22 protein-coding genes are annotated in these 26,456 nt (G+C 72.9%); 5 read left to right on the top strand and 17 right to left on the bottom strand.

The window, feature by feature from the left end; translation table 11 throughout:
• Positions 1–21: 21 nt before the first annotated feature.
• Together AB0D28_RS11765 and AB0D28_RS11760 are read right to left on the bottom strand one after the other, a co-directional pair.
• Positions 22–675 (bottom strand): response regulator transcription factor, encoded by a 654-nt coding sequence (locus tag AB0D28_RS11765; RefSeq protein WP_357384817.1) that lies wholly within the window; start codon positions 673–675, stop codon positions 22–24.
• A complete protein-coding gene (locus tag AB0D28_RS11760; protein WP_357384815.1) occupies positions 663–1,889 on the bottom strand; it encodes a sensor domain-containing protein in 1,227 nt (408 codons plus the stop codon). The genes AB0D28_RS11765 and AB0D28_RS11760 overlap by 13 nt, the downstream gene beginning before the upstream one ends.
• Positions 1,890–2,056: 167 nt before the next feature.
• Here AB0D28_RS11760 and AB0D28_RS11755 point away from each other — a divergent pair, with 167 nt between their 5' ends.
• The 3 genes from AB0D28_RS11755 to AB0D28_RS11745 all read left to right on the top strand — a co-directional run bounded on the left by AB0D28_RS11755 (position 2,057) and on the right by AB0D28_RS11745 (position 6,640).
• On the top strand, positions 2,057–2,269 hold the full coding sequence (locus AB0D28_RS11755) for a hypothetical protein (protein WP_357384813.1): 213 nt from the start codon (positions 2,057–2,059) through the stop codon (positions 2,267–2,269).
• Positions 2,270–2,465: 196 nt separating this feature from the next.
• A complete protein-coding gene (locus AB0D28_RS11750) occupies positions 2,466–3,848 on the top strand; it encodes a glycoside hydrolase family 43 protein (protein WP_357384811.1) in 1,383 nt (460 codons plus the stop codon).
• 38 nt (positions 3,849–3,886) lie between these two features.
• A complete protein-coding gene (locus AB0D28_RS11745; protein ID WP_357384809.1) occupies positions 3,887–6,640 on the top strand; it encodes a beta-L-arabinofuranosidase domain-containing protein in 2,754 nt (917 codons plus the stop codon).
• Positions 6,641–6,708: 68 nt separating this feature from the next.
• Here AB0D28_RS11745 and AB0D28_RS11740 read toward each other — a convergent pair whose 3' ends face one another.
• The 5 genes from AB0D28_RS11740 to AB0D28_RS11720 all read right to left on the bottom strand — a co-directional run bounded on the left by AB0D28_RS11740 (position 6,709) and on the right by AB0D28_RS11720 (position 12,577).
• Positions 6,709–7,914 carry a hypothetical protein gene (locus AB0D28_RS11740; RefSeq protein WP_357384807.1) on the bottom strand — a complete coding sequence of 402 codons (1,206 nt, stop codon included), beginning with the start codon at positions 7,912–7,914 and terminating at the stop codon, positions 6,709–6,711.
• The gene (locus AB0D28_RS11735; protein WP_357384805.1) at positions 7,901–8,434 is read right to left on the bottom strand and encodes a SigE family RNA polymerase sigma factor; all 534 of its coding nucleotides are present in this window, start codon (positions 8,432–8,434) and stop codon (positions 7,901–7,903) included. The genes AB0D28_RS11740 and AB0D28_RS11735 overlap by 14 nt, the downstream gene beginning before the upstream one ends.
• Before the next feature lie 97 nt (positions 8,435–8,531).
• Positions 8,532–9,347, bottom strand: coding sequence for an endonuclease/exonuclease/phosphatase family protein (locus AB0D28_RS11730; protein WP_357384803.1), 816 nt, complete (start codon positions 9,345–9,347; stop codon positions 8,532–8,534).
• A gap of 123 nt (positions 9,348–9,470) precedes the next feature.
• A complete protein-coding gene (locus tag AB0D28_RS11725) occupies positions 9,471–11,426 on the bottom strand; it encodes a translation factor GTPase family protein (RefSeq protein ID WP_357384800.1) in 1,956 nt (651 codons plus the stop codon).
• 107 nt (positions 11,427–11,533) lie between these two features.
• Positions 11,534–12,577, bottom strand: a complete 1,044-nt coding sequence (locus AB0D28_RS11720) for a hypothetical protein (RefSeq protein WP_357384798.1) — start codon at positions 12,575–12,577, stop codon at positions 11,534–11,536.
• Between the two features lie 66 nt (positions 12,578–12,643).
• Here AB0D28_RS11720 and AB0D28_RS11715 point away from each other — a divergent pair, with 66 nt between their 5' ends.
• On the top strand, positions 12,644–13,225 hold the full coding sequence (locus AB0D28_RS11715) for a TetR/AcrR family transcriptional regulator (RefSeq protein ID WP_357384796.1): 582 nt from the start codon (positions 12,644–12,646) through the stop codon (positions 13,223–13,225).
• Positions 13,226–13,234: 9 nt separating this feature from the next.
• Here the strand turns inward: AB0D28_RS11715 and AB0D28_RS11710 are convergent, their stop codons facing one another.
• The 5 genes from AB0D28_RS11710 to AB0D28_RS11690 all read right to left on the bottom strand — a co-directional run bounded on the left by AB0D28_RS11710 (position 13,235) and on the right by AB0D28_RS11690 (position 19,446).
• Complete coding sequence (locus AB0D28_RS11710) at positions 13,235–14,131, bottom strand: VTT domain-containing protein (RefSeq protein WP_357384794.1); 897 nt, start codon at positions 14,129–14,131, stop codon at positions 13,235–13,237.
• A gap of 49 nt (positions 14,132–14,180) precedes the next feature.
• Positions 14,181–15,833, bottom strand: coding sequence for an RICIN domain-containing protein (locus tag AB0D28_RS11705; protein WP_357384792.1), 1,653 nt, complete (start codon positions 15,831–15,833; stop codon positions 14,181–14,183).
• A 56-nt stretch (positions 15,834–15,889) separates the two neighbouring features.
• Positions 15,890–17,338 (bottom strand): family 43 glycosylhydrolase, encoded by a 1,449-nt coding sequence (locus AB0D28_RS11700; RefSeq protein WP_357384789.1) that lies wholly within the window; start codon positions 17,336–17,338, stop codon positions 15,890–15,892.
• Between the two features lie 25 nt (positions 17,339–17,363).
• Complete coding sequence (locus AB0D28_RS11695) at positions 17,364–18,818, bottom strand: family 43 glycosylhydrolase (RefSeq protein ID WP_357384787.1); 1,455 nt, start codon at positions 18,816–18,818, stop codon at positions 17,364–17,366.
• A gap of 175 nt (positions 18,819–18,993) precedes the next feature.
• Complete coding sequence (locus tag AB0D28_RS11690; protein WP_357384786.1) at positions 18,994–19,446, bottom strand: OsmC family protein; 453 nt, start codon at positions 19,444–19,446, stop codon at positions 18,994–18,996.
• A gap of 243 nt (positions 19,447–19,689) precedes the next feature.
• Here AB0D28_RS11690 and AB0D28_RS11685 point away from each other — a divergent pair, with 243 nt between their 5' ends.
• A complete protein-coding gene (locus AB0D28_RS11685; protein ID WP_357384784.1) occupies positions 19,690–20,805 on the top strand; it encodes a carboxypeptidase-like regulatory domain-containing protein in 1,116 nt (371 codons plus the stop codon).
• Here AB0D28_RS11685 and AB0D28_RS11680 read toward each other — a convergent pair.
• From AB0D28_RS11680 to AB0D28_RS11660, 5 genes are read right to left on the bottom strand one after another with little or no spacing between them, the layout of a single operon-like run.
• A complete protein-coding gene (locus AB0D28_RS11680; protein WP_357384782.1) occupies positions 20,765–22,045 on the bottom strand; it encodes a HAMP domain-containing sensor histidine kinase in 1,281 nt (426 codons plus the stop codon). The genes AB0D28_RS11685 and AB0D28_RS11680 overlap by 41 nt on opposite strands.
• Entirely contained in the window at positions 22,045–22,716 is a 672-nt protein-coding gene (locus AB0D28_RS11675; RefSeq protein WP_357384780.1) for a response regulator transcription factor, read from the bottom strand. Before AB0D28_RS11675 ends, AB0D28_RS11680 begins: the two co-directional genes overlap by 1 nt.
• Positions 22,717–22,768: 52 nt before the next feature.
• Positions 22,769–24,037: a cation:proton antiporter gene (locus tag AB0D28_RS11670; RefSeq protein WP_357384778.1), complete on the bottom strand. Its 1,269-nt coding sequence runs from the start codon at positions 24,035–24,037 to the stop codon at positions 22,769–22,771.
• Positions 24,034–25,368: a cytochrome P450 gene (locus tag AB0D28_RS11665; protein ID WP_357384776.1), complete on the bottom strand. Its 1,335-nt coding sequence runs from the start codon at positions 25,366–25,368 to the stop codon at positions 24,034–24,036. The genes AB0D28_RS11670 and AB0D28_RS11665 overlap by 4 nt, the downstream gene beginning before the upstream one ends.
• A complete protein-coding gene (locus AB0D28_RS11660; protein ID WP_357384774.1) occupies positions 25,365–26,456 on the bottom strand; it encodes an alpha-hydroxy acid oxidase in 1,092 nt (363 codons plus the stop codon). Before AB0D28_RS11660 ends, AB0D28_RS11665 begins: the two co-directional genes overlap by 4 nt.

The raw sequence follows: 26,456 nt of genomic DNA, 5'->3' as shown, positions 1-26,456 counted from the left end.
AGGCGGCGCGCGTGCGTACGCCTATCGCCGGCCGTCGAGATAGCGCAGCACGGCGGTGACCCGGCGGTCCGCGCGGTCGTCCGGCGGCAGGCTGAGCTTCGCGAAGATGTTGCGGATGTGCTTGTGCACCGCGCCGTCGGTGACGAACAGCCGTTCCGCGATCGCGCCGTTGCCCAGCCCCTCGGCCATCAGCGCCAGCACCTCGTGCTCCCGCGGCGACAGCTCGGCCAGCGCGGTGTCCGGCCGCCGGTTGCGGGCGAGCAGCTGCCCGACCACCTCGGGGTCGATCACGCTGCCGCCGCTCGCGACGCGGTGCAGCGCGGCGAGGAACTCCTCGACCCGGCCCACCCGCTCCTTGAGCAGGTAGCCGAGCCCGGAGGCGCCGACCGAGAACAGCTCGGTGGCGAAGGCCTGCTCGACGTACGCGGACAGGACCAGCACCGCGAGGCCCGGCAGGCGGCGGCGGGCCTCGACCGCGGCGACGATCCCCTCGTCGGTGTGGGTGGGCGGCATCCGCACGTCGACGATCGCCACGTCCGGGCGGTGCTCGTCCACGGCGGTCAGGAACTCCTCCGGTGTGCCGGCGGTGGCGACCACGTCCAGGTCCTCGGCGCGCAGCAGCAGCGCCAGCCCCTCGCGCAGCAGCGCGTCGTCCTCGGCGATCACGATCCGCATGGCAGCTCCACGTGCATCCTCGTCGGTCCTCCCGCAGGACTCGTCAGCGTCATCCGCCCGTCGTACGCCTCGACCCGGCGGCGGATGCCGGTCAGCCCGGAGCCGCGCGCCTCGTCGGCGTCGCCGCGCCCGTCGTCGGTGACCGTCACGAGCAGCCGGTCCCCCTCCCGGCGCACGGCGACCTCCACGGCGCCCGCGCCACTGTGCCGGACCACGTTCGTCAGCGCCTCGGCCACCACGAAGTACGCGGTGGCCTCGACCGACGCCGCGCAGCGCGCGTCGACGTCCACCGACAGGCGGCACGGCACCGCGCACTCCGCGGCGAGCCCGGCGAGCGCCCCGGCCAGCCCCCGGTCGCCGAGCACCGGCGGCAGGATGCCCCGCACCACCGTACGCAGCTCGCCGAGCGCCTGCTCGGCCGCGTTCTGCGCGCGTTCCAGGATCTCGTCGGCGCGGTCCGGGTCACGGCGTACCGCCCGCCGGGCGGCACCGAGCAGCACGTTCACCGCGACGAGCCGGTTCTGGGTGCCGTCGTGCAGCGAGCGTTCGATCCGCCGCAGCTCCACCGCGTGGGCGTCGAGCGCGGCGGCCCGGGTGGCGGTGAGCTCGGCGACCCGCAGCGACAGGTCGAACCCGGGCGGCGGGGGCAGCAGCCGGCGGCCCGGCCGGGCCTGGATCCGGGCCAGCGCCGGCCCGGTCGCGACCGCGAGCACCAGCCAGCCGATGCCGAGCACGCCGACCACCAGCGCGTCGCCGAGCCCGTCGACGCGCCACCAGCCGATCCCGGGCGCGCCGGCCTCCGGCGGCACCAGCCGGTACCACAGCGGGAAGGTCATGTCCTGCACGGCGTAGATCGGCAGCGCGAGCGCGATCAGCCCGGCGACGAAGCCGAGCGTGGCGTGGGCGCCGACCCAGCGCAGCTCCCGCCGGACGACCGGGTCGCGCAGCGCCGGCCGCAGCCCGTCCGGCACCGGGCCGGGCGCCGGGATCGGCGACCCCCACCGGGACAGCCGGGCGCGCTCCCGGTCGGCCACCGACCGCACCGCCCGCAGCATCCCGGGTACGAGCAGCAGCCCGACCCCGCCGGCGCAGGCGGCCGCCACGACGATCACCCCGAACAGCGCGCCCAGTGCCAGCACGGACGTGCCCAGCCCGCCGACCAGGTGTTCCAGCGCGTCCACCGAGGCGCGGAACCGCCCGCGCACGTATTCCATCCCGGCCCACCCCCGGCCGACACGATAGGTCACCGCGGTCCCCGCGCGGCAGGGCCGGGCACGGAAAGTACAGCCTGCTGTACCTCGGTCGTCGTGCTGGCGGGATCGTTCCGGGCGGGCCGCGCGCCTAGCGTTGGTGGCAGACGAGATCGCCCGAGGAGGCAGCCGTGAACGAGCTGGACCGTACCGCCGAGAACACCGCCGCGACGACGCCCGTCACCCGGATGCGCCCGCTGCTGTGGCTGGTGCTCATCGTCAGCGTGGCGGCGAACGTGACGCTGTCGAGCCTGCTGGACAACCCGTGGGCCGGCTCGGCCTTCGGCGCGCTGGCGCTGGCGTCCGGCGTGGCCCTGGCCATGAACCACTACCGCAACCGCTGATCCTCACCCGGCCGCGACGCCGGGAGGAGGGTGACAGCGCAGGGCGGGCCGCGTCGCGGCCCGCCCTGCGGCGTTACCGGCGCCGAACGGCGAGCGCTAACGAATTCATTGACATCAAGCTATGTGAACGCCAGGCTAAGGGACGTTGTTAGCGTTAACGCGGCCGTCATCTCCACCACAGAGAAAGGCCACCGTCGTGCCCCTGACCCGACGTGCGTTCACGGTCGGCGCCCTGTCCGCCGCTGCCACCGCCACCGGCGCGCTCAGCCTGCCGCGCGGCGCGCTCGCGGCCGCGAACACCGCCTACGCGATGGCCTACTTCACCGAGACGCCGAACGGCCTCGGCGCCGACTACGGCCTGCACCTGGCCGTCAGCCGGGACGGGCTGAACTGGACGCCGCTGAACCAGAACAACCCGGTGGTCACCCCGACCGCCGGTCAGCTCGGTCTGCGCGACCCGTTCGTGCTGCGCCGCACCGACGGCACGTTCGTGGTGCTGGCCACCGACCTCAAGGGCACCAACTGGGGGCTGACCAGCCAGTACCTGCACGTGTGGGACTCGGCCGACCTGACCGCGTTCACCGGCTACCGGCGCATCCGGATGCACACGCTCGACACCCACACGTGGGCGCCGACCGCGTTCTGGGACGCCGCCCGGGGCCAGTACGCCATCGTCTACTCCGCGAACAACGGCCGGGACGTGTTCCTGGTCAACTACACAAACGACTTCCGCACCGTCAGCGCCCCGCAGGTCTACTTCAGCCCGAATTTCGGGGTGCTCGACGGCGACGTGGTGGTCGACGGCGCCACCACGTACCTCTACTACAAGAACCTCAACGACGGATACCTCTACGGCGCCCGCTCCACCACCGCCGCGCCGAACAGCTTCACCACGTACACCAGCGGGCTGCGGCAGGGCAACGCGATCGAGGCGCCGCTGCTGCTGCGTACGAACGAGGGTGGCTGGCGGCTGTGGGGCGACTCGTTCAGCCCGGTCAACAACGACTACTACGCCTGGTCCACGACGACCATCTCCGGCAACTCGTGGACGCCGCTGAACCAGCGCGACTACACCCCGCCGCTGAACTCCAAGCACGGCTCGATGATCGGCATCACCGATGCCGAGTACGCCGGGCTGGTCAACCGCTGGGGCATGCCCAACTGGGTGCGGCTCAAGTCGTCGAACCTGCCCGACCGCTACGTCCGGCACGCCGACCGGGTCGCCCGCGTCGACGCGTACCCGTTCGACCCGTACCAGGACCAGATGTGGCGCATGGTCCCCGGCCTGGCCGACTCCGCCGGCGTCTCGTTCGAGTCGGTCAACTATCCCGGCAACTACCTGCGGCACTACGACTACGCGGTCCGGCTGGACCCGAACGACGGCACCGCCACGTTCCGCGCCGACGCCACCTTCCACCGCACCGCCGGGCTGGCCGACGCCGCCTGGTCGTCGTTCCGCTCGCACAACTTCCCCACCCGCTACCTGCGGCACTACGACTACCGGCTGCGCATCGACCCGCTCGGCGCCGGCTCCCCCGCGATCGACCGGCAGGACGCCACCTTCCGGGTCACCGCGTAACCGTCCCACCACCACCGTCCCCGCCACGGAGGCAGTCCATGCCCGCTCCCCTGGTGAACCGCCGCTTCCTGCTCCGCGCCACCGGCGCCACCGCCGTCGCGGCCACCGCCGGCGCCGCCGCCGGGTCCGTCCTCTCCGGGGGTACGGCGCGCGCCGCGCTGCCGCCGGCCCGCCCCGACATCGGCGTGTCCGCGTACGCGTTCGACCCCGGCCAGGTAAGGCTGACCGCCGGCCGCTGGCAGGACAACCAGAACCGTACTGTCGCCTACCTGCGCTTCGTCGACGTGAACCGGCTGCTCTACAACTTCCGGGCCAACCACCGTCTCTCCACCGGCGGCGCCGCCGCCAACGGCGGGTGGGACGCGCCGAACTTCCCGTTCCGCACCCACATGCAGGGGCACTTCCTGACCGCCTGGGCGCAGGCGTGGGCGGTGCTCGGCGACACCACCTGCCGGGACAAGGCGCTCACCATGGTCGCCGAGCTGGCCCGCTGCCAGGCAAACAACGGCGCGGCCGGCTTCGGCGCCGGCTACCTGTCCGGCTTCCCGGAGTCCGACTTCACCGCGCTGGAGGCCCGGACGCTCAGCAACGGCAACGTCCCCTACTACTGCATCCACAAGACGCTGGCCGGGCTGCTCGACGTGTGGCGGCTGATCGGCAGCACCCAGGCCCGGGACGTGCTGCTGGCGCTGGCCGGGTGGGTCGACCAGCGCACCGGCCGGCTCACCTCGGCGCAGACGCAGGCCATGCTCGGCACCGAGTTCGGCGGCATGAACGCGGTGCTCACCGACCTCTACCAGCAGACCGGCGACGGGCGGTGGCTCACCGTCGCGCAGCGGTTCGACCACGCCGCCGTGTTCAATCCACTCGCCGCCAACTCCGACCAGCTCAACGGCTTGCACGCGAACACGCAGGTGCCCAAGTGGATCGGCGCGGCCCGGGAGTACAAGGCCACCGGCGTCACCCGCTACCGGGACATCGCCGCGAACGCGTGGGCCATCACGGTCGGCGCCCACACGTACGCCATCGGCGGCAACAGCCAGGCCGAGCACTTCCGCGCACCGAACGCGATCGCCGGCTACCTGCGCAACGACACCTGCGAGGCGTGCAACACGTACAACATGCTCAAGCTGACCCGGGAGCTGTGGCAGCTCGACCCGGAGCGGGTCGCGTACGCCGACTTCTACGAGCGCGCGCTGCTCAACCACATGATCGGCCAGCAGAACCCGGCCGACGCGCACGGCCACGTCACCTACTTCACCCCGCTCAACCCGGGCGGGCGGCGCGGCGTCGGCCCGGCGTGGGGCGGTGGAACGTGGAGCACCGACTACAACTCCTTCTGGTGCTGCCAGGGCACCGGGCTGGAGACCAACACGACGCTGGCGGACGCGATCTACTTCCACAACGGCACCACGCTGACCGTCAACCTGTTCGTCCCGTCGGTGCTCACCTGGAGCCAGCGCGGCATCACCGTCACGCAGGCCACCTCGTACCCGGTCGGCGACACCACGACGCTCACCGTCACCGGCTCGGTGGCCGGTTCGTGGACGATGCGGATCCGGATCCCGGCGTGGACCAGCGGCGCGAGCGTCAGCGTCAACGGCGTCGCGGCGGGCATCGCCACCACGCCCGGCACCTACGCCGTCCTGACCCGCGCCTGGACCTCCGGCGACACGGTCACGGTCCGGCTGCCCATGCGGGTGGCCACCGTCGCCGCCAACGACGACGCGGCGGTCCAGGCCGTCACGTACGGGCCGGTGGTGCTCTCCGGCAACTACGGCAACACCGCGTTGAGTGCCCTGCCGACGCTGGACCCCGCCTCGGTCACCCGCACCGGCACGGGCAGTCTCGCGTTCACCGCCCGGGCCGACGGCGCCACCGTCAACCTCGGCCCGTTCTACGACGCCCACGGGCACAACTACACGGTCTACTGGCGGGTCGGCGCGGGCGGTGGCGGCGGTGAGGCGAGCTTCCGGCTGGCGAACGCGGCGAGCGGGCTGGTGCTCGGCATCCAGAACATGTCCACCGCCGACGGCGGGCTCGCCCTGCAGTGGGGTGACACCGGCACCGCCGACCACGACTGGCAGCTCGTGGTCGACGGGTCGGCGCTGCGGCTGCGCAACGTCAACAGCGGCAAGGTGCTGGGCGTGGAGAACATGTCCACGGCCGACGGCGCCCGGATCCTCCAGTGGGCGGACAACGGCACCGCCGACCATCTGTGGACGGTGGTCGACGTCGGCGACGGCAGCCACAAGCTGCGCAACGTACACACCGGCAAGCTGCTCGGCATCTCCGGCGGCTCGACCGCGCAGGGCGCCTTCGCCGTGCAGGACCCGGACAACGGCAGCCCGGACAACCAGTGGCGGTTCCTGCCCAACGGGGCGCGGCGCATCCAGAACCTCGGCAGCGGGCTGGTGCTCGGCGTGCAGGACATGTCGACCGCCGACGGCGGGCCGGTCATCCAGTGGGGCGACACCGGCACCGCCGACCACCTCTGGACCGCCCTGGTGGACACCGGCGGCTACCTGCGACTGCGCAACGGCAACAGCGGCAAGGTGCTGGGCGTCGAGGGCGGTTCGAGCGCGGCCGGCGCCCGGATCGTCCAGTGGGCCGACAACGGCACCGCCGACCACAGGTGGCGGCCGCGGTACGTCGGAGGAGGCTGGTTCCGGATCCAGTGCGCGAACGGGGGCCGGGTGCTCGGCCTGAGCGGCGGCTCCGGCGCCCAGGGCGCGCAGGCGGTCCTCGCCGACGACACCGGGGCCGCGCACCAGCGCTGGCGGTTCCTGTAGATCCCGTGGTGACGGTGGGAGCGGGCTGGCCGCTTCCACCGTCACCGGGTCGTTCGGGGCTCAGGGGGTCAGGGGATCAGGGCGTCCACGGCGGGCGTCCAGGTCGCCTCGTCCCGCACGTCGTCGGCGACGGTGATCCCCTGGGCGATCTTCAGCAGCTCGGCCTGGGGCAGCCGGCTGCCGAGGGTCTGGGAGCTGACCTGGACGACGACTGTGCCGTCAGCGCTCCAGATGTTGCAGAACCCGCCTCTGCGGGCCGGCCCCGGATAGCACCTCGCCGCACCGGGCTCCGGTGACTGGTTGGAGTTGCGGCTCGGCGTGACGAAGATGTGGAACCCGTCCCTGATCGTGCCTTCGCCCGAGTCGAACGGTGCGGTCAGGCCGGTGGTGGGCAGGGCCGGCCTGGTGTACGTCGCGCCGCCGTAGTCACCGCCACGGGCGGTGGCGATGCCACTCAGGCCGGGCATGGCGTGCGTGCCGACCTGCAACGGCACGTAGCCCTTCGGCACGTAGCCCACTGTGAACGGCAGCGGAGCCGGCGTCGGCCCGGCCGGCTTCAGGCCCGCGACCAGGCCGGTCAGGTCCCCGAAGCTCGGCGTCGCCGGGTCGTCGGAGATCGACGTCACGGCCGCCCAGGCGTTGTGGGCGTACTGCCAGGCGAACAGCTTGTTGCCCGGCTCCAGCGGCTGACTCGGGTCGAGGGCGTACGGCAGCGTCGCCCGCACCGCCTTGCGCCCGGCCACCGTGATGTTCCGCCCGTGCTTGATCGCCGCCGGATCGAAGGCGCCGGGCCGATAGACGGTCAGGTAGGCCCAGAGCGACGGCTTCGCCCCGGCGGCCGCCCTCTCGTGCTGCTCCCACGACTCCGCCTCTTCCGCGCTGACGGGCTTGTCGTTCGAGGTGTGCCGGTCGGAGTAGACGGGGGCGATCTGGTACGCGGTCGACACGACTATCGGATCCTGCACGTGCAGCGTGCCCGCGTCGTACCCGGTGAAGGTGAAGGTGAACGGCGAGGCGTCAGGCCAGGGGCTGGCGCCCGGACGCGGCGCCCCGGACACCGCCGAGGTCTCCCCGGCGTCGCGCCTCGCCCCCAGGATCGGCACGGTGATCGCGCCGGCGACCGCCACCGCGACGAGGGCCGCCGCGCCGGCTGTCGCGAACCGGGTCCGGCGGCGCCGTTCGGCGTGCCGTCCGGCCGCGACGATGTCGTCGACGGTACGGCCCATCGGCGGCTCGTCGGCGGTCACGGTGTCCACCAGCTCACGCAACTGCATTCGTCCACTCCCCTATCGGCTTGCCGGTGAGATCGAGGTGTTCGCCGCCCAGTGACTCGCGCAGCTTCGCCAGCCCTCGGGAGACCTGGCTCTTGGCCGTGCCGACAGTGCAGTCGAGCACGGCGGCGGTGTCCTCCAGGCTCAGATCCAGGTAGTGCCGCAGCACCACGGCGGCCCGCTGCCGCGCCGGCACGGCTTCGAGCGCGACCTGCAGGCGCATCCGCTCGTCGGTCGTCGCCGCCGTGTCCCGCACCGTGACGTCCGGCACGGCGTCGCCGGCCGACCGCTCGCGCCGCCAGGGCCGGCGCGTCTCGTCGACCGCGGCCCGGTAGACCATGGTCTTGACGTAGAGATCGGGCCGCTCCAGCTTCGGCCAGCGCGGATAGAGCTTGACCAGCGCGTTGGCCACGGCGTCCTCCGCGGCGTGCCAGTCGCCGCAGGTCATGTACGCCAGCTTGCGCAGCGACGCCATCTGCGACGTCACGAACTCGCGGAACGCCTGCTCGTCTTCGGCTCTCAACTGACTGCCTCCTCATGACGGAGGTAGAACGCACAGACCCACCCGAGACGTTGCACGCGCGGCCCACCCGATTGCGCCGCGCCCGCGCCGGTCCCGGTCAGTACCGTCCCGGCGGCGGCGCTGACCACGAGCGGATCATGGTCGCCAGCAGCGCCGGATGGTCTGTCGTCCCGCGCATGTCCACCGCGCGCCGGCAGCAGATCGTCACGCCGGTGGACGCCAGGATCTGCTGCCGGGCACCGTCGTCGATGCGTCGGTATCCGACCGGCACGCACGAGCGCACGTCCGGCACGCCACCGGCGCGCAGGTTGAGGTCGCCGCCGAGGACGGTCGGCGCGTTCCCGTCGCCCCGGGTCTGCGGCACCACCGCGCCGAGCAACTGACCGCACTGGGCCAGCGCCACCTGGCCGCTGGTGTTCGCCAGGTGCGTGGTGCAGGCGTGCAGCCCGTCGGCCCGGACACAGAGCCAGACCCGCTCCTCCGGGTCGGCGAGGTCCTGCGCCGGATAGGTTCCCCGGTGCACCGACGACCGCGCGTCCCGGCCGTCGAGGCGGGTCAGCAGACCGATCCCGTACGGCTCGCCGTTGTCGCACCGGGTGGGCCCCCGGGAGGGGCGGTCACCGGCGGCCTGGAACGCGGACACCACGGTGCCGCCGGTACGGGCGGCCCGCAGCGTACGCCCCAGCGTCACCACGTCGTCGCGGCAGATCTCGTTGAGCGTGACCACGTCGGGCGCCTCGGCGGCGATCACGTCGGCGGCCTGACGGACGGCCCGGCCGGTGTAGCAGCCGGCCCGCCCGCTGTTGCACAGGTTCATCTGGAGCACCCGCAGCGTTCCCGGACCGGTGGTGCCGGCGCTCGACGACCCGGCGGGCAGCCCGGCCACGACGAGCAGGCACACCACGGCCAGCACCCGGCGGACACGCCGGGTCGGACGGGTGGCCGGCTGCGCTGACAGCGGGGCTCCAACGGGTACGGGCGGCGGCGGGCGCCGGTGATCCTATCGCCGTGACGTGCCAGTCGCCGCCCGGCCGGCCTACCTCGGCACGGCCCGGAACCACGCCTCCCGGTCGTCCGGGTCGGGCCCGCGCCGGTGCAGCGTCGGCGGCTCTTCACCGGTGACCGGCGCGTAGTGGTCGAAGGTGGTGGTCAGGACCGCCTCGCCGCCGGTGAGATCGGGCAGGGCGGCGACCACCCGCGGCACCCGGGCGGACGGCAGGGTGCCGCTCACCTCCAGGTAGCCGCCCGCGACGGCGGTGTCGTGGACGACCGCGCCGAGCCGGCCGAGCAGCGCCAGCACCGTCTCCACCGCGTGCCGGGGCAGGTTGACGTCGAACCGTTCGATCGGCTGGCACACCCGCGTCCCGGCCTGCCGCAGCGCGGCGGCGACCACGACCGGGGCGAGGTTGCGGAAGTCCGCCGCCACCGTCGAGATGGACTTGTCGAACTTCTGGTGCGGGCGGCTCTGCCGGGGCCAGTACCGCGACGCCGTCATGGTGACGGTGCAGTCGGTGACCGGCCAGCCGTGCCGGCCCTGCCGTAGCGCCGCCCGTACGCCCTCCTCGGTGGCGGCGACGAACGCCGGGGGCAGCCGGCCCGGTTCGATCCCGGGCCGGAACCCGATGCCGTGCCCGGCCGGTGCGGCCTCGATGCGCAACCCCAGCCCGGCCAGGTACGGGTTGCCGCGTTCCCGTACCCGCTCCTCGGCGGTGCCGGTGCCGGCGACCCGTTCGACGCAGGCGGTGAGCGTGCCGGAGAACCGCACCCGGACGCCGTACCGCTCCTCCATCAGGGCCGCGAGAACCTCCTTCTGGACCTCGCCGTGCAGACGGATCACCGCCTCCGCCTGCTGCTCGTCGAGGCGCAGGTCCACCAGCGGGTCCTCGTCGGCCAACTCGGCCAGGCCGGCGAACATCGCGAGGCGCTGCCCCGGGTCGACCGGTTCGACGACCGCCTGGCGGGTCGGCGGCGGGAACCGGTAGCCGTGCCGCCGGGGCGGGTCGCCGATGTGCTGGCCGATCCGGGCCGACACCCCGCGTACCGCCGCGATCTGCCCGGCGGAGACCGTCCGGCGCACCAGCACGCCCGCGGGTTCGATGACGGCGATCTCGGTCACCGGCTGCGGACGACCGCCGTCGAGCCGCACCCGGTCCCGCACACGCAGATGCCCGGACCACAGTCGCAACCAGACGCGCCGGCCGTGCCCGTCCCGGTCGACGGCGAAGACGGTGCCCGCAGGCGGACCGTCCCGTGCCTCGCCGTACGGCAGCAGGCCGGCCAGGACGTCGCACAACGCGCGTACCCCGGCGCCGGTGATCGCCGAGCCGCACACCGCCGGGACCAGGTCGGCGCGGCGCACCGCGCGCCGGATCGCCCGCCTGACGTCGCGGACGCGGACCGGCCGGTCGGTCAGCCAGCGCGCCGCCACCGCGTCGTCGACCTCCGCCACCTCCGCCACCACCGGTTCGGCGTCGAGGCCGACCGCCCGTACCCGGGCCTCGCGTGTGCCCTGGCCGGTGACGGTGGTGAGCGGGACCGGCCGCGCGCCGAGCCGCTGCCGCACCTGGGCCGTCGCCCGGTCCACGTCGGCGCCGCCGCGGTCGACCTTGTTGAAGAAGAACACGGTCGGTACGCCGATACGGCGCAACGCCCGCCAGATCGCGACCGTCTGCGGCTGGACGCCCTCCACGCTCGACACCACGAGCACGGCGGCGTCGAGTACGGTCAGCGACCGCTCGACCTCCGCGATGAAGTCGGGGTGGCCGGGCGTGTCCAGCAGGTTGACGCGCAGATCACCGACGGCGATCGACGTGACAGCCGCCCGGATGGTGATGCCACGGCGGCGTTCCAGCTCCATCGAGTCGGTCCGCGTCGTGCCGGCGTCGACGCTGCCCGGCTCGGCCACGGCGCCCGCCTCGTGGAGCAGGCGTTCGGTCAGGCTGGTCTTTCCGGCGTCAACATGGGCGACGATCCCGAGGTTCAACAGGGCCAAGGCGGAGCTCCACGGTAGGACGGTCAGGGGTCCGAAGCGTGGAAGCTGCTCGCATTGTCTCTCCTGGTCCTTGTCGTGGTGGCGGCGCTCGCCGCCGGTGTGCAGTCCTACCTTGCCCGCCCGTCGCGATCGTCACCACCGAATTCGGTCCGGCTCAGCGCACGGACGCGGCCGTACTCGGCCAGGGCGTGGAAGGCGGCCTTGGGCGTCCACGAGCCGTCCGGCAGCACGCGCACGATCCCCCGTGACGCCAGGTCGTAGTCGTGCTCGGGGTCGCGGGTGGTCGGCAGGTGCCGGTTCGCGAACGTGTACACGAACGCCGCTTCCACCCCGCCGGCCTCGTAGTCGCGCAGCAGATCGACGATGTAGCGCGCCTGGCCCTCCTCGTCGCGCTCCAGCTTCGCGGTGAGCTTCGCCGCACGGCCGCGCTCGTCGTAGACCACCGGCTCGGTCGCGCCCGCGACCTCGGCCGCGCCGCGGAACGTGCAGCAGCCGAACTCGGTCGCCGCGTACGGCTTGCCCTGTCCCACGGCAGCCGCCAGGGACTGCGGGAACGCCGCGGAGTTGGTCGCGTCGCGGTAGCCGGCGTCGCTGGCGATGATGTCGAACGCCGCCCAGTCGACGTCCTCCAGCGGAATCGAGGCGTATCCGACGGGGCCGCCGAAGCGCTCCCGCACCGCGGGTACCGCTTCGGCGAGGAAGTCGCGCACCGCGGCCCGGGCGGCCGGGACCGCCTCCCGCATGCGCATCGGGTCGGTGAAAAGCGCCATGCGCTCGGTCAGGTCACGGCCGGGCAGGAAACCGTCGGTGAACATGGAGATCTCGGAACCGGTGAGATAGACGACCGGTGCGCCGTCACTTCGCAGCCGCTCGGCCCGCTCGGCGCCGTCGAGCAGGAACGCCATGAGGCCGTCGCGGTCCAGGCCGTTGGTGAACGGGCAGTACCACACCTCGAGCCCTGCCTCGGCCGCCAGCCGCGCGGTCAGCTCCAGCCGGTCCTGCACGCCGCCGGTGACGCGGATCGCGTCGCACCGCAGCTCGTCGCGGATGACACGCAGGTCGCTCCGCACGATGCCGGGGTCGAACGGCTCGTGGGTGGTGGACCCGGCGCTCACGAAGCCGGTGTCGTAGTTCATGCCGAAGACGCGCATCGCTCACTCCCCGCCTGCATAGGGTACGCGTCGTACCCTATAAGGTACGACGCGTACCCTGCAAGCATGAGCAGGAGGCGACGGGGCGAGGAGCTGGAACAGGCGATCCTGCGGGCCGCGGCGGAGGAACTACGCGAGTCCGGCTACGCGGGGATGACGATGGACGGGGTCGCCGCGCGAGCCGGGACCAACAAGAACGCCATCTACCGCCGATGGCCGCACCGGGCGGCGCTGGGCATCGCGGCGTACCGCCACCTGTCCGACGACGCCATGCCGAACCCGGACACGGGCACGCTGCGAGGCGACGCGCTGGAGATGCTCCGGCTCGCAAACGAGACGTGGTCGTCGCCGCACGGGGCCGTCCTGCGCGGCCTGCTCGCCGCCGCGGCCGAGGATCCGGAGCTGCTCACGCTCATGCGAGAACGATCCGGCGCCGACACCATGGACCGCGCGTGGATCGGGATGCTGGAACGGGCCGCCGCCCGGGGCGAGGCGCCGGCGGCGGCAGTCCGTCACCGGGTGGCGACGGTACCGATGATGCTGCTGCGCGCCGAGTACGCGATGCGCGGCGTCCCGTCCGTCCCAGACGAGGTGCTGGTCGAGATCGTGGACGAGGTGTTCCTGCCCCTGGTACGTGGTCGCGGCTGACGCCACCGTTCAGCGGTGGGCCGCCCGGCGCCGGATCCGCCAGACCCGCAGCGCCACGACGACGCCGATCACGGCCAGCAGGGCCCACTCCCCGATGCCCAGTTCCCGCTCCAGATAGCGGTAGGAGGCGGCGCCCAGGTAGCCCAGCAACGCCACGGCCGTCGCCCACACCAGCCCGCCGGCCAGGTTCGCCCGGAGGAACACCGGCCACCGCATCCCACCGGTGCCGGCCACCAGGGGGACCACGGCGCGCAGCACCGCCACCCAGCGTCCGACGAGCACCGCCCACGCCCCGCGCCGGGCGACCAGGCGGCGGGCCCGCGCGATGTCGAGGCGCCGTCGCAGCACCCGTGGAGCGCGGGCGAGCACACCCGGGCCGTACCGGCGGCCGAGGGCGTACCCGGCCTGGTCACCGAGGCAGGCCCCGGCCGTCCCGGCGGCCACCACCGCCCACAGCGGCAGCGCGCCACCGTGGGCCACCAGCCCGCCGATCAGGATCGCTGTCTCACCCGGCACGACGAGCCCGAGCAGCGTCGAGGACTCCAGCGCCGGCAGGACGAACACCAGCGTCAGGACGAGGACCGGCGGCAGCCCGACGAGCGTCTGCAGAACCTTGTCCACCACCAGCTGATTGTCGCCCCCCACGGGTTCACCGGTGGCGAACAGCCGGCGGCGCCGGGCCGGATGTCGTCGACGAGCCGGACCGAGGGCCGGGGCTGGCCACCTCGTACCGGCCGGGACGGGAGGCTGCACGGGCCGGACCGGGAACCGCACCCCGGTGAGGTCCTCGGACATGACCCAGAGCCGCGGGTGGCCCTTCACCTCGTAGCGTCCGCCGGGGCCGTAGTACTGGCCGCCGAGCACGGCGGGGTCGGTGGCGGCGCGCAGGGTCGGCAGCGCGCCCATCGCCGGGGTCTGGGTGATCAGCGGGGTGAGCCAGGTGAGCGGGAGCCCGTCAGCACCAGGTCAGCGTCGAGTTGACTCGCGTGACGTTGCTGATCGTGTTGTTCGCGCCGCCGCACGGGTTCTGGGTGATGTTCGTGTTGGTGACCGTCAGGTTCTGGAAGCGGATACCGGAGGAGATCGGGAACTCGGTTCGCGACGCGATCCGCACCTCGCCGCCGCCGGTCACCGTGCCGGACACCCCGGCGATCGTGACGTTGTAGCAGTTCTCCACGAGGATCGAGTTGTTGCCGGTGTTGGAGATGGTCACCCGGTCGATGACCGCGCCGCCGGACTCCGACACGCAGAAGATCCCCCGGCCACCGCCGGACGCGATCACCGTGCCGACCCGGATGTTCGTCGGGTACGAGCTGCCGATCCGGCCGTTGCGGTTGGCCATCCGGAACGCCGCGTAGCCGGTGCCGGTGCCCGCGCCCTGCGCGTCGACGGTGCCCACAGTGGCGTTGATCGTGTCGTTGAGCAGCAGACCGGAGTAGCCGGTGTTGCGCGCGGTGACGGTGCCGATGGTCAGGCCGTCCACACCGTACGTCTCCACGCCGTGCGCGCCCGTTCCGGACACGTACACGGTGTCGATGCGCACGTTGCGCACCTTGACCGCCCGGTCGCCGCCGTGGTTGTCGATCCGGATCCCCAGGCCGCCGGACAGCCGCATGTCGATCTGTCCGAGCGTCAGGTTGTTCACGTTGCGCATGAAGATCCCGTACAGCGGCGCCCCGGTGAGGGTCAGGTTCTGCACCTCGACGTCGGTGGTCCCGCGCGAGTAGACGGGCGCGTAGTCGCCCGACCCCGAGCCGGTCACGTTTATCGTGCCGCAGACCGCGAGCGTCGTGTACGACGGCAGCGACAGCCGCGACCCCGCGCTCATCGATCCGGATCCGCGCACCACCACCCGCTGCTTCGCGGTCCGCCCGGCGGAGAGGGAGTTCACCGCGGCCTGCGCCGCCGCCAGCATGTCCGAGCCCGAGTACACGGTCGACGATCCGTTGCGGGCCGTCCAGGTGCCGCCGCTCAGCACGGCCTCGGCCTGGTAGGCACCGCTGCCACACCCGGTGGACGGCGGCGGCGTGGTCGGCGTGCCGCCGGTGCCCACCCGGACCATCTGCCACTGCTGGTTGGTGCCGTTGAGATCGGTGTACTGACTGACCCGGGCACCGTCGGCTGTCGACCTCTCCCAGACCTCCAGGGCCTTGCCGGAGTGCCTGTTGATCAGACGGACGTAGCCGCCGTCCGAGTCGAGGACCTGGAACTGCTGGTTCGTGCCGTTGAGGTCGGGCCACTGCCGGTACTCCGCGCCGTCGGCGACGTTCCACTCCCACAGGTCCACCACCTTGCCGCTGTGGCGGGCCCGCAGGCGGTAGTAGCCGCTGCCGGAGGAGACGAACTGGAACTGCTGCCACTCACCGTCGTTGCGGGACCACTGCTGGATGGCCGCGCCGTCGCTGGTCGAGGTGTCCCGGACGTCGAGCACCTTGCCGCTGTTGCGGTTCACCAGCACGTACCAGGCGCTGGTGTCGACGGTGGCCGCCTGCGCCGGCGGCGCGGCCACCACGGCGACGCCGATCACTGCGGCCAGTGCGGCCACCAGGGCCAGCACCAGGCCGGCGGGCCGGCCGCGGTGCGGTGCCGTCACTGCGGGGTTGAGCATCGTTCGACCTCCGAGAAAGGGGTACGCCGAGGGCGGCGTCAGCGGTTCCGGGGTGCCTACTCCAGGTGGAAGGTGGCCGCCGCCCGGTCGGCGCTCGTACCCACCGTCTCGAGCTGGAGCAGTCCGTCCCGGTGGCGGACGTACCGGCCGGGATAGTTCTGCGATTCCAGCGACAGCCCGTCGGCCGAGGCAAGGCCGGTGCGGCGCTGGAAGCTCGCGTCGCCGTCGAACAGGGCCGAGCCGTCGTCGCGTTCGACGTAGAGGGCGAAGGCCCGGTGCCGCAGGTAGTAGCCGGGGAAGTTCGTCGACTCCAGCGACACCGATCCGGCGCCGGCGAGGCCGGGGACGACACGGAACTGCGAGTCGGCGAGGTTGCTGACGTTCGGCTCGACCCGGGCCCGGTAGTCGTAGTGCCGGACGTAGCTCGTGGTCAGGTCGTGCGAGCGCAGCCGGACCGGGGTGGCTCCGTCCGGTACGGGGATGCCGAAGTTCGGGGTGCCGTCGGCGTTCCAGTACAGCTTCTGGATCCGGGTCCGCCGGTTCGGGTCGTTGAGCGGGTCACCGCTGATGTCCCGGTAGTCGCGGTCGTGGTAGACCAGGATGTCGCTCTGCCCGTCCTCGGAGACGGTGAAGGAGTTGTGGCCGGGGCCGTACTGGCCGGTGGCGGCGTTGCTGGCGAACACGGGGACCGGGCTCTTGCTCCAGGCGGCGGGGTCGAGCAGGTTCGCGCCGGCCGACGCGGTGAGCATGCCGAGGCAGTAGTTCGCGTCGGTGGCGCTGGCCGAGTACGTGAGGAAGACCCGGCCGTTGCGCTGGATCACCGTCGGTCCCTCGGCGACGCGGTAGCCGCGGGTCTCCCAGTCGTACGCCGGCACGACCAGCCGCGCGACCGGACCGGTGATCTGCCACGGTTCCGGGCCCATCCGGGCCAGGTAGACGTTGGAGTTGGTGGCGATGCCCGGTTCCTGCTGGGCCCAGGTCAGGTAGCGCACCCCGTTCACCACGAAGGTCGAGGCGTCGAGGCTGAACGTGTCCCACGGCGTGGTGATCCGGCCGCGTTCGGTCCACGAGCCGGTCAGCGGGTTCGCGCTCGCGTTCTCCAGCACGTACATCCGGATCCGCCACACGTCGTCGGTCCGCCCGGCGGCGAAGTAGACGTACCATCTGCCGTTGATGAAGTGGATCTCCGGGGCCCAGATGTGGGCGCCCATCTCGCCGCTGGTGTGCCGGCGCCAGATCGTCGTCTCGGTGGCGGTGGCGAGCCCTTGGAGGGTGGTGGCCCGCCGGAGCACGATCCGGTCGTACTGCGGCACCGTCGCGGTCATGTAGTAGTAGCCGTCGGTGTGCCGGACGATGTGCGGGTCGGCCCGCTGGTTCACCAGCGGGTTGGTGTAGCTCACCGCGGGCGCGGCCGACGCGGGGCCGGGCACGGCGAGGCCGGCTGAGGTGGTGAGCAGCGCGAGCGCCGCGGCCAGGATCGGGCGGAGTAGGTGCCGAGGCGACATGCGCGCCCTCCCAGGTAGCCGGAGATCAGTACACGTAGGGCCAGGCAGCGGCGTCGTAGCCGATGCGGTTGACGCCGAGCAGTGACGCGCCGTTGTCGGCGTAGTAGTGGTAGAAGAGGACGTCGCCGTCGGTGTCGGCGAGGACCGCCTGGTGGCCGGGGCCGTGCACGCTGCCGTGCGACGCCAGGATCTGCGTGCCGCCCCCGGCCAGCATGTCCCGGCCCGCGCGGTCCACGAACGGCCCGGTGGGGCTCGCCGAACGACCGACCATGATCCGGTACGTGCTGGCGGCGCCCTGGCAGCAGCGGTCGAACGAGACGTACAGGTAGTACCAGGCACCGCGCTTGACCAGGACGGGCGCTTCGATGCCGGGGCCGTAGTTCGCGAGCGCGTAGACGGCGGTGCCGAGCCGGCGTCCGCTGGCCGGGTCGATCGGGATCATCTTGATGCCGGACCAGAACGAGCCGAAGGTGAGCCACCAGCGGCCCTGGTCGTCGACGGTGAGGTTCGGGTCGATGGCGTTGACGTCGTCAGTGGTCCGCGACTCGACGACCAGCCCTTCGTGGGTCCAGCTCCCGGCGTTCCCGGTGGTGCTGGTGGCGAGGAAGATCGCCGAGCGGTTGGAGCCGAACGTCGACGCCGAGTAGTACAGGTAGTAGCGCCCGTTGCGGTACGACAGGTCCGGCGCCCACAGGTTGCGCGCTCCCCCGGTGTACGTGGTGGTCCACGGCGCGCCACCGGGGAAGGCGGCGCCGGCGTTGCGGAAGGCGATCCGGTCGGTGGACGTCTTCAGCGTGATGCCGTCACCGGTGTGCGCGACGACGTAGGTGCCGTCGGGCCGCTTGACCACAGTGGGGTCGTGGACGCCGATGTCCCCGGTCACCCGGCCGGGCTGCGGGTAGGCCGGTGCCGGGGTGGTCGGCGCGGGCGTGGTCGGCGTGCCACCGCCCAGCCGGATCAGTTGCCACTGCTGGTTTGCGCCGTCCAGATCGGCGTAACCGGCCAGCCGCCCACCGTCCGCGGTCGACCACTCCCAGACGTCGACGACCTTGCCCCACTGCCGGTTCACGAACCGCACGAACCCGCCCGCGGAGTCCCGCAACCGGAACTGCTGCGTGGCCGACGACCGGTCGGTGCTCTGCACGAGCTGGGTGCCGTCGCCACCGTCCGGCAACTCCAGCACCTTCCCGCTGTGCCGGGACCGCACCTTGTAGAACCCGCCGCCGACGTCCACGAACTGCCACTGCTGCACCGCGAGGTCGTTGCGCGTCCACTGGTTCACCGGCGCGTTCTCCGCCGTCGACCAGTCGTACAGGTCCATCGCCTTGCCGCTGTGCCGGTTCACGACCACGTACGACGCGGACGTGTCCACTGTCGCCGCCGACGCCGGTGGCATCCCGGCCACCACCCCCGCGGCGAGGAGCAGCGCCGCCGAGGCCAGGGCCGCCGCCGTACGCGTCCTCCGAGCGGTCCCTGTCACGGAAACCTCCTGCGCGTGGTCGCCTCCGGCTCCCGAGGTCACGATCAGGCACAAGGATCATGGCGGCGGTGTTACGTCCGGGTTACCAGCCATGTTTGCGATAACATCGACGGCTGTCAAGGTAAGCGCCGGCCGGGACGGCTCGGTCGCGCTGCCTCCGGCGCGGCTTCCGTGGTTATCGGGACCCGGTCGCGCCCGGGTCGTTGCCGTCCACGATCGATACGGGCGTGCCCAGCTCCACGGTCCGCGACACGGTGCAGAGACGGTCGTGGGACTGCCGCAGCGAGCGGGGCAGCGCCTCGCGGGCCCGGTCACCGTCCGCGCCGGCCGGGAACGTCACCGCGAAGGTGACGGTGAGGTTCTCCATCCGGTTCCCGGCCTCCGGGTCACGGATCTTGTCGCCGGTCACCGTGACCGCGAACCGGGTCGGTTCGGCACGACGGCTGGTCACGTGGTCGACGTCGACGGCGGTGCAGCCACCGAGCGCCGCGAGCAGCAGCTCCACGGGCGTGAAGGTCGCGTCCTCCCCCGTACCCATGGACAGCTCGCCGCCACGGGCGTTGCGCGCGACGTATCTGCCCACGCTGGTGCGCTCGATCTCCACCGACCGGAAGGTGTCCTCACTCATGCCACGAACCTACCGACCGGGCCGACGGCCGACCCACCGGACCGTCCTCGTGACGAGCGGCGGGGACCGCGGCGGACCGCCTCACCCACCGGTCGGCACGGCCGCCGGTCGACGTCAGGCGCTGCCCGCAGCGGGAGAAGACCCACCGCACTCGGGACCGGGTCGCGCAACACGTCTCGCACAGGGCATAGTGGCCGCGGCTCCATCGACCGGTGTTGCCAATATCGGCGAAGGTGGTGGGAAGTGACGACGCGCTCACGTGTCCGATGGACCCGGGCGGCGGCAGTTGTCACGCTGACCGCCGGGACGCTCGCGCTGCCGGCGGCACCCTCGACGGCCGCGCCGGCCGCACCGGAGACGGTGAGCATCCTGAGCGTGTCGGCGGAGAACGTGAAACCCCGCGAGGCGGTACGCGTGCGGTTCCGCGTGACGAACAACGGACGCCGGGCCGAGAAGGCCGTGGTGGTGGTCGGCGGCGGCCTGCGGTGCACCGCCGGATGCCGGGCGGAGCCGAACCTCGGGCCCGGCGAGAGCCGGACCTTCGACGCGACGCTCGTCGCCCCGGATGCCCGCGCGGGCGAGACCACCGGGCTCAACATCTCGGTCGGGGTGCGGCTGGCCGGGCAGAACAGCTACGCCTACAAGCTGGTCTACGTGCACGGCCCGGGTGCGTCGCCGTCCGGTGCGGCCGAGGCGACGGCCGGAGTCAGCGGCGTCTCCGGCCGGGTCCGCGACGCCGACGGAAAGGCGATCGACGGCGCGGACCTGACCATCCGGGACAGCGCGGGCCACGAGTACCGGACGACCAGCAACCGCAGCGGCCAGTTCTCGATCACGTCCGGCGCCGGCAAGACGATCGCCGAGGGACCCATCACGGTCCGAGCAAGCATGGACGGCTACCGCTCCGCCCGCACGACCGTACGCGGCAGCGCCGGTGACGTCGCCACCGTACGGCTGACCCTTTCCGCCGTGGCAACGCCGGCCACGACGCCGCCGTCGCCCACCGCGGAGGCGAGCCCTCTCGCGGCAGGGGACGACGACGGCACCCCCGCGGCCGCGCCGCCCACGCTCAAGGCCGTCAGCGACGAGGGCGGCAGTACGTCGATGTTCCTCCTGGGCGGCCTGCTGGTCGCCGCGGGCCTGGGCGCGCTCGCACTGGTGCTGGTGCGGCGGAGGAACGCACCGAGCGCGGTGGCGGAGGCCGCTCCCCCGGCGACCTGGCAGCCGGCCGGCGGCTTGGCCGACGCTCCGACCGCGATCCTGCACGTCGTGCCCGGCCGGTCGGGCAGGCCGGAGAACCCGCCGCACGATCCGGCGCTCACGTACCGGCTCCCACCTGCCACATCCGACGGTTCCTGATCCGCGACACCCTCCCGGTGGGGCTCGGCGGGCCCGTCACGGGAAGGCGTACGGTGAATCGGGCTCCCCGCCCTGGGCGTCCCTCGGCCTCGATGGTGCCGTGGTGGCTCGTGACGACCTCCTGGAGCAGGGCCAGCCCCAGGCCGAAGCGGCGGTCCCCGGCACCCGCGCCCCTGTGGAACCGGTCGAAGATCCGCCGGGCGTCCGCCTGGTCGAAGCCCTTCCCGGTGTCGGCGATCACGAACTCGGCGGCGTCGCCGACGGCCCGGAGCGTCACGTCGATCCGGCCTCCCGCGGGAGTGTGGGCCAGCGCGTTCGCGAGCAGTTCCCCGACGACCCGGCGCAGGGCCGACTCGACACCCGGCACCGGCAGTGGGTCGCCGGGAGTGTCCAGGGTGAGGGTGACCCGGCGTTCGGCGGCGCGGTCGCTCTCGGCGGCGACGGTCGTCCCGACCAGCGAGGTGAGATCGACCTGCGGATCCGGTTCCCGGTCCGCGGGCGCGGCGGCGAGCCGGGCCGAGAGCAGCAGGTCGTCGACGATCTCGCCGAGCCGGCGGGTGGTGCCGACCAGCCGTTCCAGGTCGTCCAGGTTCGTGGCGGTGCCGTCGTCGCGCGCCCGCCGCGCCATCAGCTGGGCCCGGGTGTGCACATGCGCGATCGGGGTTCGCAGTTCGTGGCTGGCGTCCGCGACGAAGCGGCGCTGCCGGGTCAGCGCCTCCGCGAGCGGTGCGACGGCCCGGCGACCGACGAGCACACCGGTGAGCATGGCGGCGAGCAGCCCGGCTGCCGCCGCGAGGCTGAACGCGAGCAGCAGATGCCGCCGGTCGGACAGCTGGAACCGGGCGTCGAACACGGCCTGGACCACGTCGTCGCCGCGAGCCTCGGTACGCACGTGATAGGTGGTGCCGTTACGCGAAACGGTGGTGGTCTCGGTGTGCCGGGTGGCCGCCACGGTGTCCAGCGCCCCGCGTAACGGGAAGCCCGGGGGCGGCGGGTTCGTGCCGGTGCGCACCGTGACGCCGTCGTACCGGAAGATCCAGCTGCACGCGGGCGGGCCGGCGATCGCGCCGTGTTCCGTGCCCCACTCCAGCTCGCGCTGGATCTGCGCCTCCTGGCTGCGGACCAGGACCGCGTACGAGATGCCGCCGCCCAGCAGCAGCAGGGCGCCGATGGTCAGGCCGACGAGCAGGCCGATGCGCAGCCGCGTCCGGCGGACGACCGCCTGCTCGGCCGCCTCCATCAGAGCGTCCCGAGGCGGTAGCCGAACCCGTGCACGGTGCGTACCACCGGCCGGCCGAGTTTGCGGCGGAGGTAGTAGACGTAGGTGTCCACCACCGAGGCCCCCGCCGCCTCCTCGAAGACCCTACGTCGCAGCGCGGCCCGGGGATGCACGGTGCTCGGCCGGGCCGCCAGCACCCGCAGCAGTTCGAACTCGCGGGTGGACAGCGCCACCCGGGTGCCGTCGGGCAGCACCGCGTCCCGCTGCCCCAGGTCGAGCTGCCCGGCGCCGATCGGCAGCACGTCCGTCGGTTCGGACGTGCGCCGGCACAGCGCCCGGACCCGGGCGCTCAGCTCGTCGAGGTCGAAGGGCTTGACCAGGTAGTCGTCGGCGCCCGCGTCCAGCCCGGCGATCCGGTCGTCGACGGTGCCGAGCGCGGTGAGCATCAGGGTCCGGGCCGGAACCGCCCGGGCGCGCAGCCGGGTGACCAAGTCGAGGCCGTCGAGCGCCGGCAGCATCCGGTCGATGACCATCACGTCGTACGACCGGGTGAGTCCGAGGTGCAGCCCGCGCTGGCCGTCGAAGGCCCGGTCGACGAGATAGCCCTCGTGGCCGAGCGTCTCGGTGAGCATCTCGGTCAGGTCCGTGTCGTCCTCGACCAGCAGCAGCCGGTTCGATCTTCCGCCCCGCATATGTTAACGATCTCATAGATAGCGACCGATGCACGCACTGGTATTTGCCTCTTCAACTATCTGAAACCGCGAGCGCTGGTGCGCGCACCGGATCGGGCCGGCGGGCCTCGCGGCGCTCGATCCAGCTCAGCGCCGGCGTGGTCATCAGCGTGGTGACCAACGCGACAAGCACCAGCACGGTGAACAGCGACGGGTTCACGATGCCCGCCTCCAGTCCCACGTTCAGCGCGATGAGCTGCATCAGACCGCGGGCGTTCATCAGCGCGCCGACCCGCAGCGCGACACCCTGCGGTTCGCCGCGGAGCCGGGCCGCCGCCCAGCAGGCGCCGAACTTGCCGACGATCGCCGCCGTCACGCAGGCCAGCGCGAACAACAGCACCGGCGGGGAGGCGAGCAGGCCGAACTCCGTCCGCAGGCCCGAGTACGTGAAGAACAACGGCAGGAAGAGCGTCGCCGCGACCGGGGTGAGCGTGTCCACCACCCGGTCGGTGTTGGCGGTGCGGGGCATCACCACGCCGACCGCGAACGCGCCGAAGACCGCGTACAGGCCGATCTCGTCGGTGTACCAGGCGACCAGGAAGAGCAGGGCGACGGTGCCGAGCAGGCGGGCCCGGTCGTTGAGGGCACGGTGGCCCATCAGCGTGGAGGCGACCGGCCGCCCGCCGAACCAGAGCACCAGCGCGAACAGGATCGCCCCGCCCGCGGTGACGATCGCGGGACCGGCCCGGCCGGAGGCGAAGGCCAGTACGGCGGCCAGCATGATCCAGGCGACCACGTCGTCGATCGCGCCACTGGCCAGGGAGAGGGTGCCGTGCCGGGTGCCGGCGTGCCCGTGCTCGGTGATGATCCGGGCCAGCATCGGGAACGCGGTGATGGCCAGGGCGACGCCGACGAACGCGGCCGAGACGCCGAGGGACGTCCCCTCGGCTTGGATCGGCACGGCACCGGCGGCCACCGGGACCAGCAGCACCCCCAGAAGGAGCGGCGCGGTGACCCCGGCCAGGGAGATCACGCCGGCGGTGCCGGCGAGCCCGGTGACCCGGTGGGCGCTGAACGCGTACCCGGCCTGGAACATGAACAGCACCAGGCCGACCTGACCCACGACGTAGAGGACCGGGAGCAGGGGGGCCGGGAACAGGGCGTCCTGCACGTCCGGCAGGAGGAGCCCCAGCAGCGACGGCCCGAGGAGTACGCCGGCGAGCATCTCGCTGACCACTGCCGGCTGACCCGCCTTGCCGAGCAGCCAGGCGACTCCTTTGCAGAAGATCAGGATCACCGTGACCGCGATGAAGAACCGTGGCGCGAGCTCAGTTGGTGTCATCGGACAGCCCTCTCGAAATAGTCGGTGCACAACCGCTGCCGGCGGGCGTCGACCACCATCCAGGTGCCGAACACCAGTTGCCGGACACTGCGGCCCACGTCGGCCCACCGGTCCCGCGACCGCATCGCGGCCAGCCGCAGCCGCCCCGGGCCGGTGCGCCCGGCCGGCGTCAGGTAGGCCGGACCCCGGCTGGGCATCGACCGGGTGTGCGAGGCCGAGGAGGTGAGCACGTACCGGCGCAGCACCTCGCGGATCGCGGCGCGCATCATCACCGGCGCGACCCCGCGCGCCGGGCAGGCCCGGTTCGCGGTGACCCCGTACGGGATGAAGTGCGCGTCGGCACGTTTGAGCGTGAGCCACCGGTCCGGGTCGAACCGGTCGTCGCCGGCCGACCCGCCCCGGTGGAACGCCAGGTAGTTGAAGAGCAGCACCGTTCCGGCGGGCAGGGACACCCCGTCGGGCAGCGTGATCGGCGCGGACGTGATCCGGTGCGCGACGCCGAAGAGCGGGTGCACCCGCAGCGTCTCGTCGATCACCCGGTCCAGCGCCTCGTCGTCGTCGAGTCCCCGCTGGACGCCGGGATGCGTGGCGAGAGCCAGCAGCACGTGCGCCGTCGCCTCGGACATCTGCACCACTGCGGTGTTGAAGAAGGCGCCCTGGAGGTACCAGGCCGTCTCCTGCGTGGTGAACGGCGGCGGCAGCGTCACCGGGCAGGTCCCCGCCTCGATCCGGTCGCGCAGATACCGGGTCAGCCGGTCGCGCCGCCGCATGTGCCGCAGGCCGGTGCACTTGAGCCCGTTGACCACGTCCTCGGCGTTGGTGACGATCAACGCCCGCGCGTCCGGCGGGCACGCCTCGCCGAAGACGAGTTCGTAGTAGACCTCGGCCCAGACCGGCATCATCAGGTCGCGCAGCCGGACGTGGCTGGTCCGGCCGGCCGGCAGCCGGTCGAGCGCACGCCGGGTGGCGGCGGTCGCGAGGTCGTCGCAGCGCTGACGGCGTACGGCGAGCACGCGCCGGGTGGTGGCGGCCACCGTCCGGTAGCGGTCGCCCGGCTCCAGATGCTCCTGGTGCATGTGCGGCCCGGGCGCCAGCCAGTACCAGAACAGGTCGGACAGTCCGGCACCCCGGCTGCGGCCGTCCGCCGCCGGATCGGCGTACACGCGCTCGAAGTGCTCCATGCCGACTGTCGGACCCGGCACCGGGACGCCCTCGGCGCCGTTGACGGTGACGAACACCCACTCGCGCAGACGGACCACCGTCCGGGGCAGCCAGTACGGCACGGTCCACGCGATCCCCGCCAGGACCATCAGGACGATCAGGGCGCTCATCCGGCTGCCACCGTGGCGACCAGGTCAACGCGCAGGTCCGCCGGCCCGGTCGCGCCGGCCAGCGCCAGCGCCCGGTCGAGGTCGGCGTGCAGCAGGTCGAGCACGTGACGTACCCCGGCGGCGCCGCCGGCCGCGAGCCCCCAGACCACCGGACGGCCGACGAGCACCGCGCTCGCGCCCAGCGCCAGCGCCACCAGCACGTCGGACCCCCGGCGGACCCCGCCGTCGAGCAGCACCGGCAGCCGCCCCGCGACGGCCTCGACGACGGCGGGCAACGCGTCGAGGGTGGCGAGTGCGCCGTCGAGCTGCCGGCCGCCGTGGTTGGAGACGAGCAGACCGTCGACGCCGTACGAGACGGCCAGCGCCGCGTCCGCCGGATGCAGCACCCCCTTGAGCAGGATCGGCATCGTGGTGACCTCGCGCAGCCAGGCGATCCGCGCCCAGTCCAGCCCGGCGTCCATGCCGATGTCGCGCACCCGGCCGGTCGCGTCGCGCATGTTCTCGCAGACCAGCCCGGCCGGCAGGTCGACGAAGCCGTGCCGCAGGTCGCGTTCCCGCCGGCCGAACACGGGCGAGTCGACCGTGACGACCAGAGCGGTGCAGCCGGCCTTCTCCGCCCGCCGTACCACTGACGCGGTGAAGTCGAGGTCCGTCTGCGGATAGAGCTGGAACCAGAGCGGCCCCCCGGCCGCGGCGATCTCCTCGACCGGCCGGGTGGCCGCCATGCTGACCACCATGACCGTGCCCGCCTCGGCGGCGGCGCGTGCCGTGGCCACCTCGCCCTCGGGGTGGGCCAGCCGGTGGAACGCGGTCGGCGCGATCAGCACCGGCATCGAGATCCGGCTGCCGAGCAGCGAGATCCGCAGGTCGCGCCGGCTCGCGCCGCGCAGGACGCGGGGCACCACGTAGCGCCGGGCGAACGCCGCCTCGTTGGCGCGGACCGTACGCTCCTCGCCGGCCCCACCGGAGAAGAAGTCCCAGTGCACCGGGTCCAGGCGGGCCCGGGCGTCGGCGGCCAGGTCGGCCAGGTTCAGCGCCGGACCGTCCAGCGCGGAACCGGGCGGCGCCGCGCCCTCGAACGGACGCAT

Source organism: Micromonospora sp. NPDC048169 (assembly GCF_040652815.1).
Classification (GTDB): domain Bacteria; phylum Actinomycetota; class Actinomycetes; order Mycobacteriales; family Micromonosporaceae; genus Micromonospora.
Note: the sequence above shows the minus strand (reverse complement) of the source record. Positions and strands in the feature narration are given on the sequence as shown.

Bases quoted from the DNA above. Each gene is read 5' to 3' on its own strand.
- AB0D28_RS11765 (WP_357384817.1), bottom strand. From the start codon at position 675: ATGCGGATCGTGATCGCCGAGGACGACGCGCTGCTGCGCGAGGGGCTG.
- AB0D28_RS11760 (WP_357384815.1), bottom strand. From the start codon at position 1,889: ATGGAATACGTGCGCGGGCGGTTCCGCGCCTCGGTGGACGCGCTGGAA.
- AB0D28_RS11745 (WP_357384809.1), top strand. From the start codon at position 3,887: ATGCCCGCTCCCCTGGTGAACCGCCGCTTCCTGCTCCGCGCCACCGGC.
- AB0D28_RS11740 (WP_357384807.1), bottom strand. From the start codon at position 7,914: ATGCAGTTGCGTGAGCTGGTGGACACCGTGACCGCCGACGAGCCGCCG.
- AB0D28_RS11720 (WP_357384798.1), bottom strand. From the start codon at position 12,577: ATGCGCGTCTTCGGCATGAACTACGACACCGGCTTCGTGAGCGCCGGG.
- AB0D28_RS11715 (WP_357384796.1), top strand. From the start codon at position 12,644: ATGAGCAGGAGGCGACGGGGCGAGGAGCTGGAACAGGCGATCCTGCGG.
- AB0D28_RS11710 (WP_357384794.1), bottom strand. From the start codon at position 14,131: ATGGGCGCGCTGCCGACCCTGCGCGCCGCCACCGACCCCGCCGTGCTC.
- AB0D28_RS11705 (WP_357384792.1), bottom strand. From the start codon at position 15,833: ATGCTCAACCCCGCAGTGACGGCACCGCACCGCGGCCGGCCCGCCGGC.
- AB0D28_RS11700 (WP_357384789.1), bottom strand. From the start codon at position 17,338: ATGTCGCCTCGGCACCTACTCCGCCCGATCCTGGCCGCGGCGCTCGCG.
- AB0D28_RS11690 (WP_357384786.1), bottom strand. From the start codon at position 19,446: ATGAGTGAGGACACCTTCCGGTCGGTGGAGATCGAGCGCACCAGCGTG.
- AB0D28_RS11680 (WP_357384782.1), bottom strand. From the start codon at position 22,045: ATGGAGGCGGCCGAGCAGGCGGTCGTCCGCCGGACGCGGCTGCGCATC.
- AB0D28_RS11675 (WP_357384780.1), bottom strand. From the start codon at position 22,716: ATGCGGGGCGGAAGATCGAACCGGCTGCTGCTGGTCGAGGACGACACG.
- AB0D28_RS11670 (WP_357384778.1), bottom strand. From the start codon at position 24,037: ATGACACCAACTGAGCTCGCGCCACGGTTCTTCATCGCGGTCACGGTG.
- AB0D28_RS11665 (WP_357384776.1), bottom strand. From the start codon at position 25,368: ATGAGCGCCCTGATCGTCCTGATGGTCCTGGCGGGGATCGCGTGGACC.
- AB0D28_RS11660 (WP_357384774.1), bottom strand. From the start codon at position 26,456: ATGCGTCCGTTCGAGGGCGCGGCGCCGCCCGGTTCCGCGCTGGACGGT.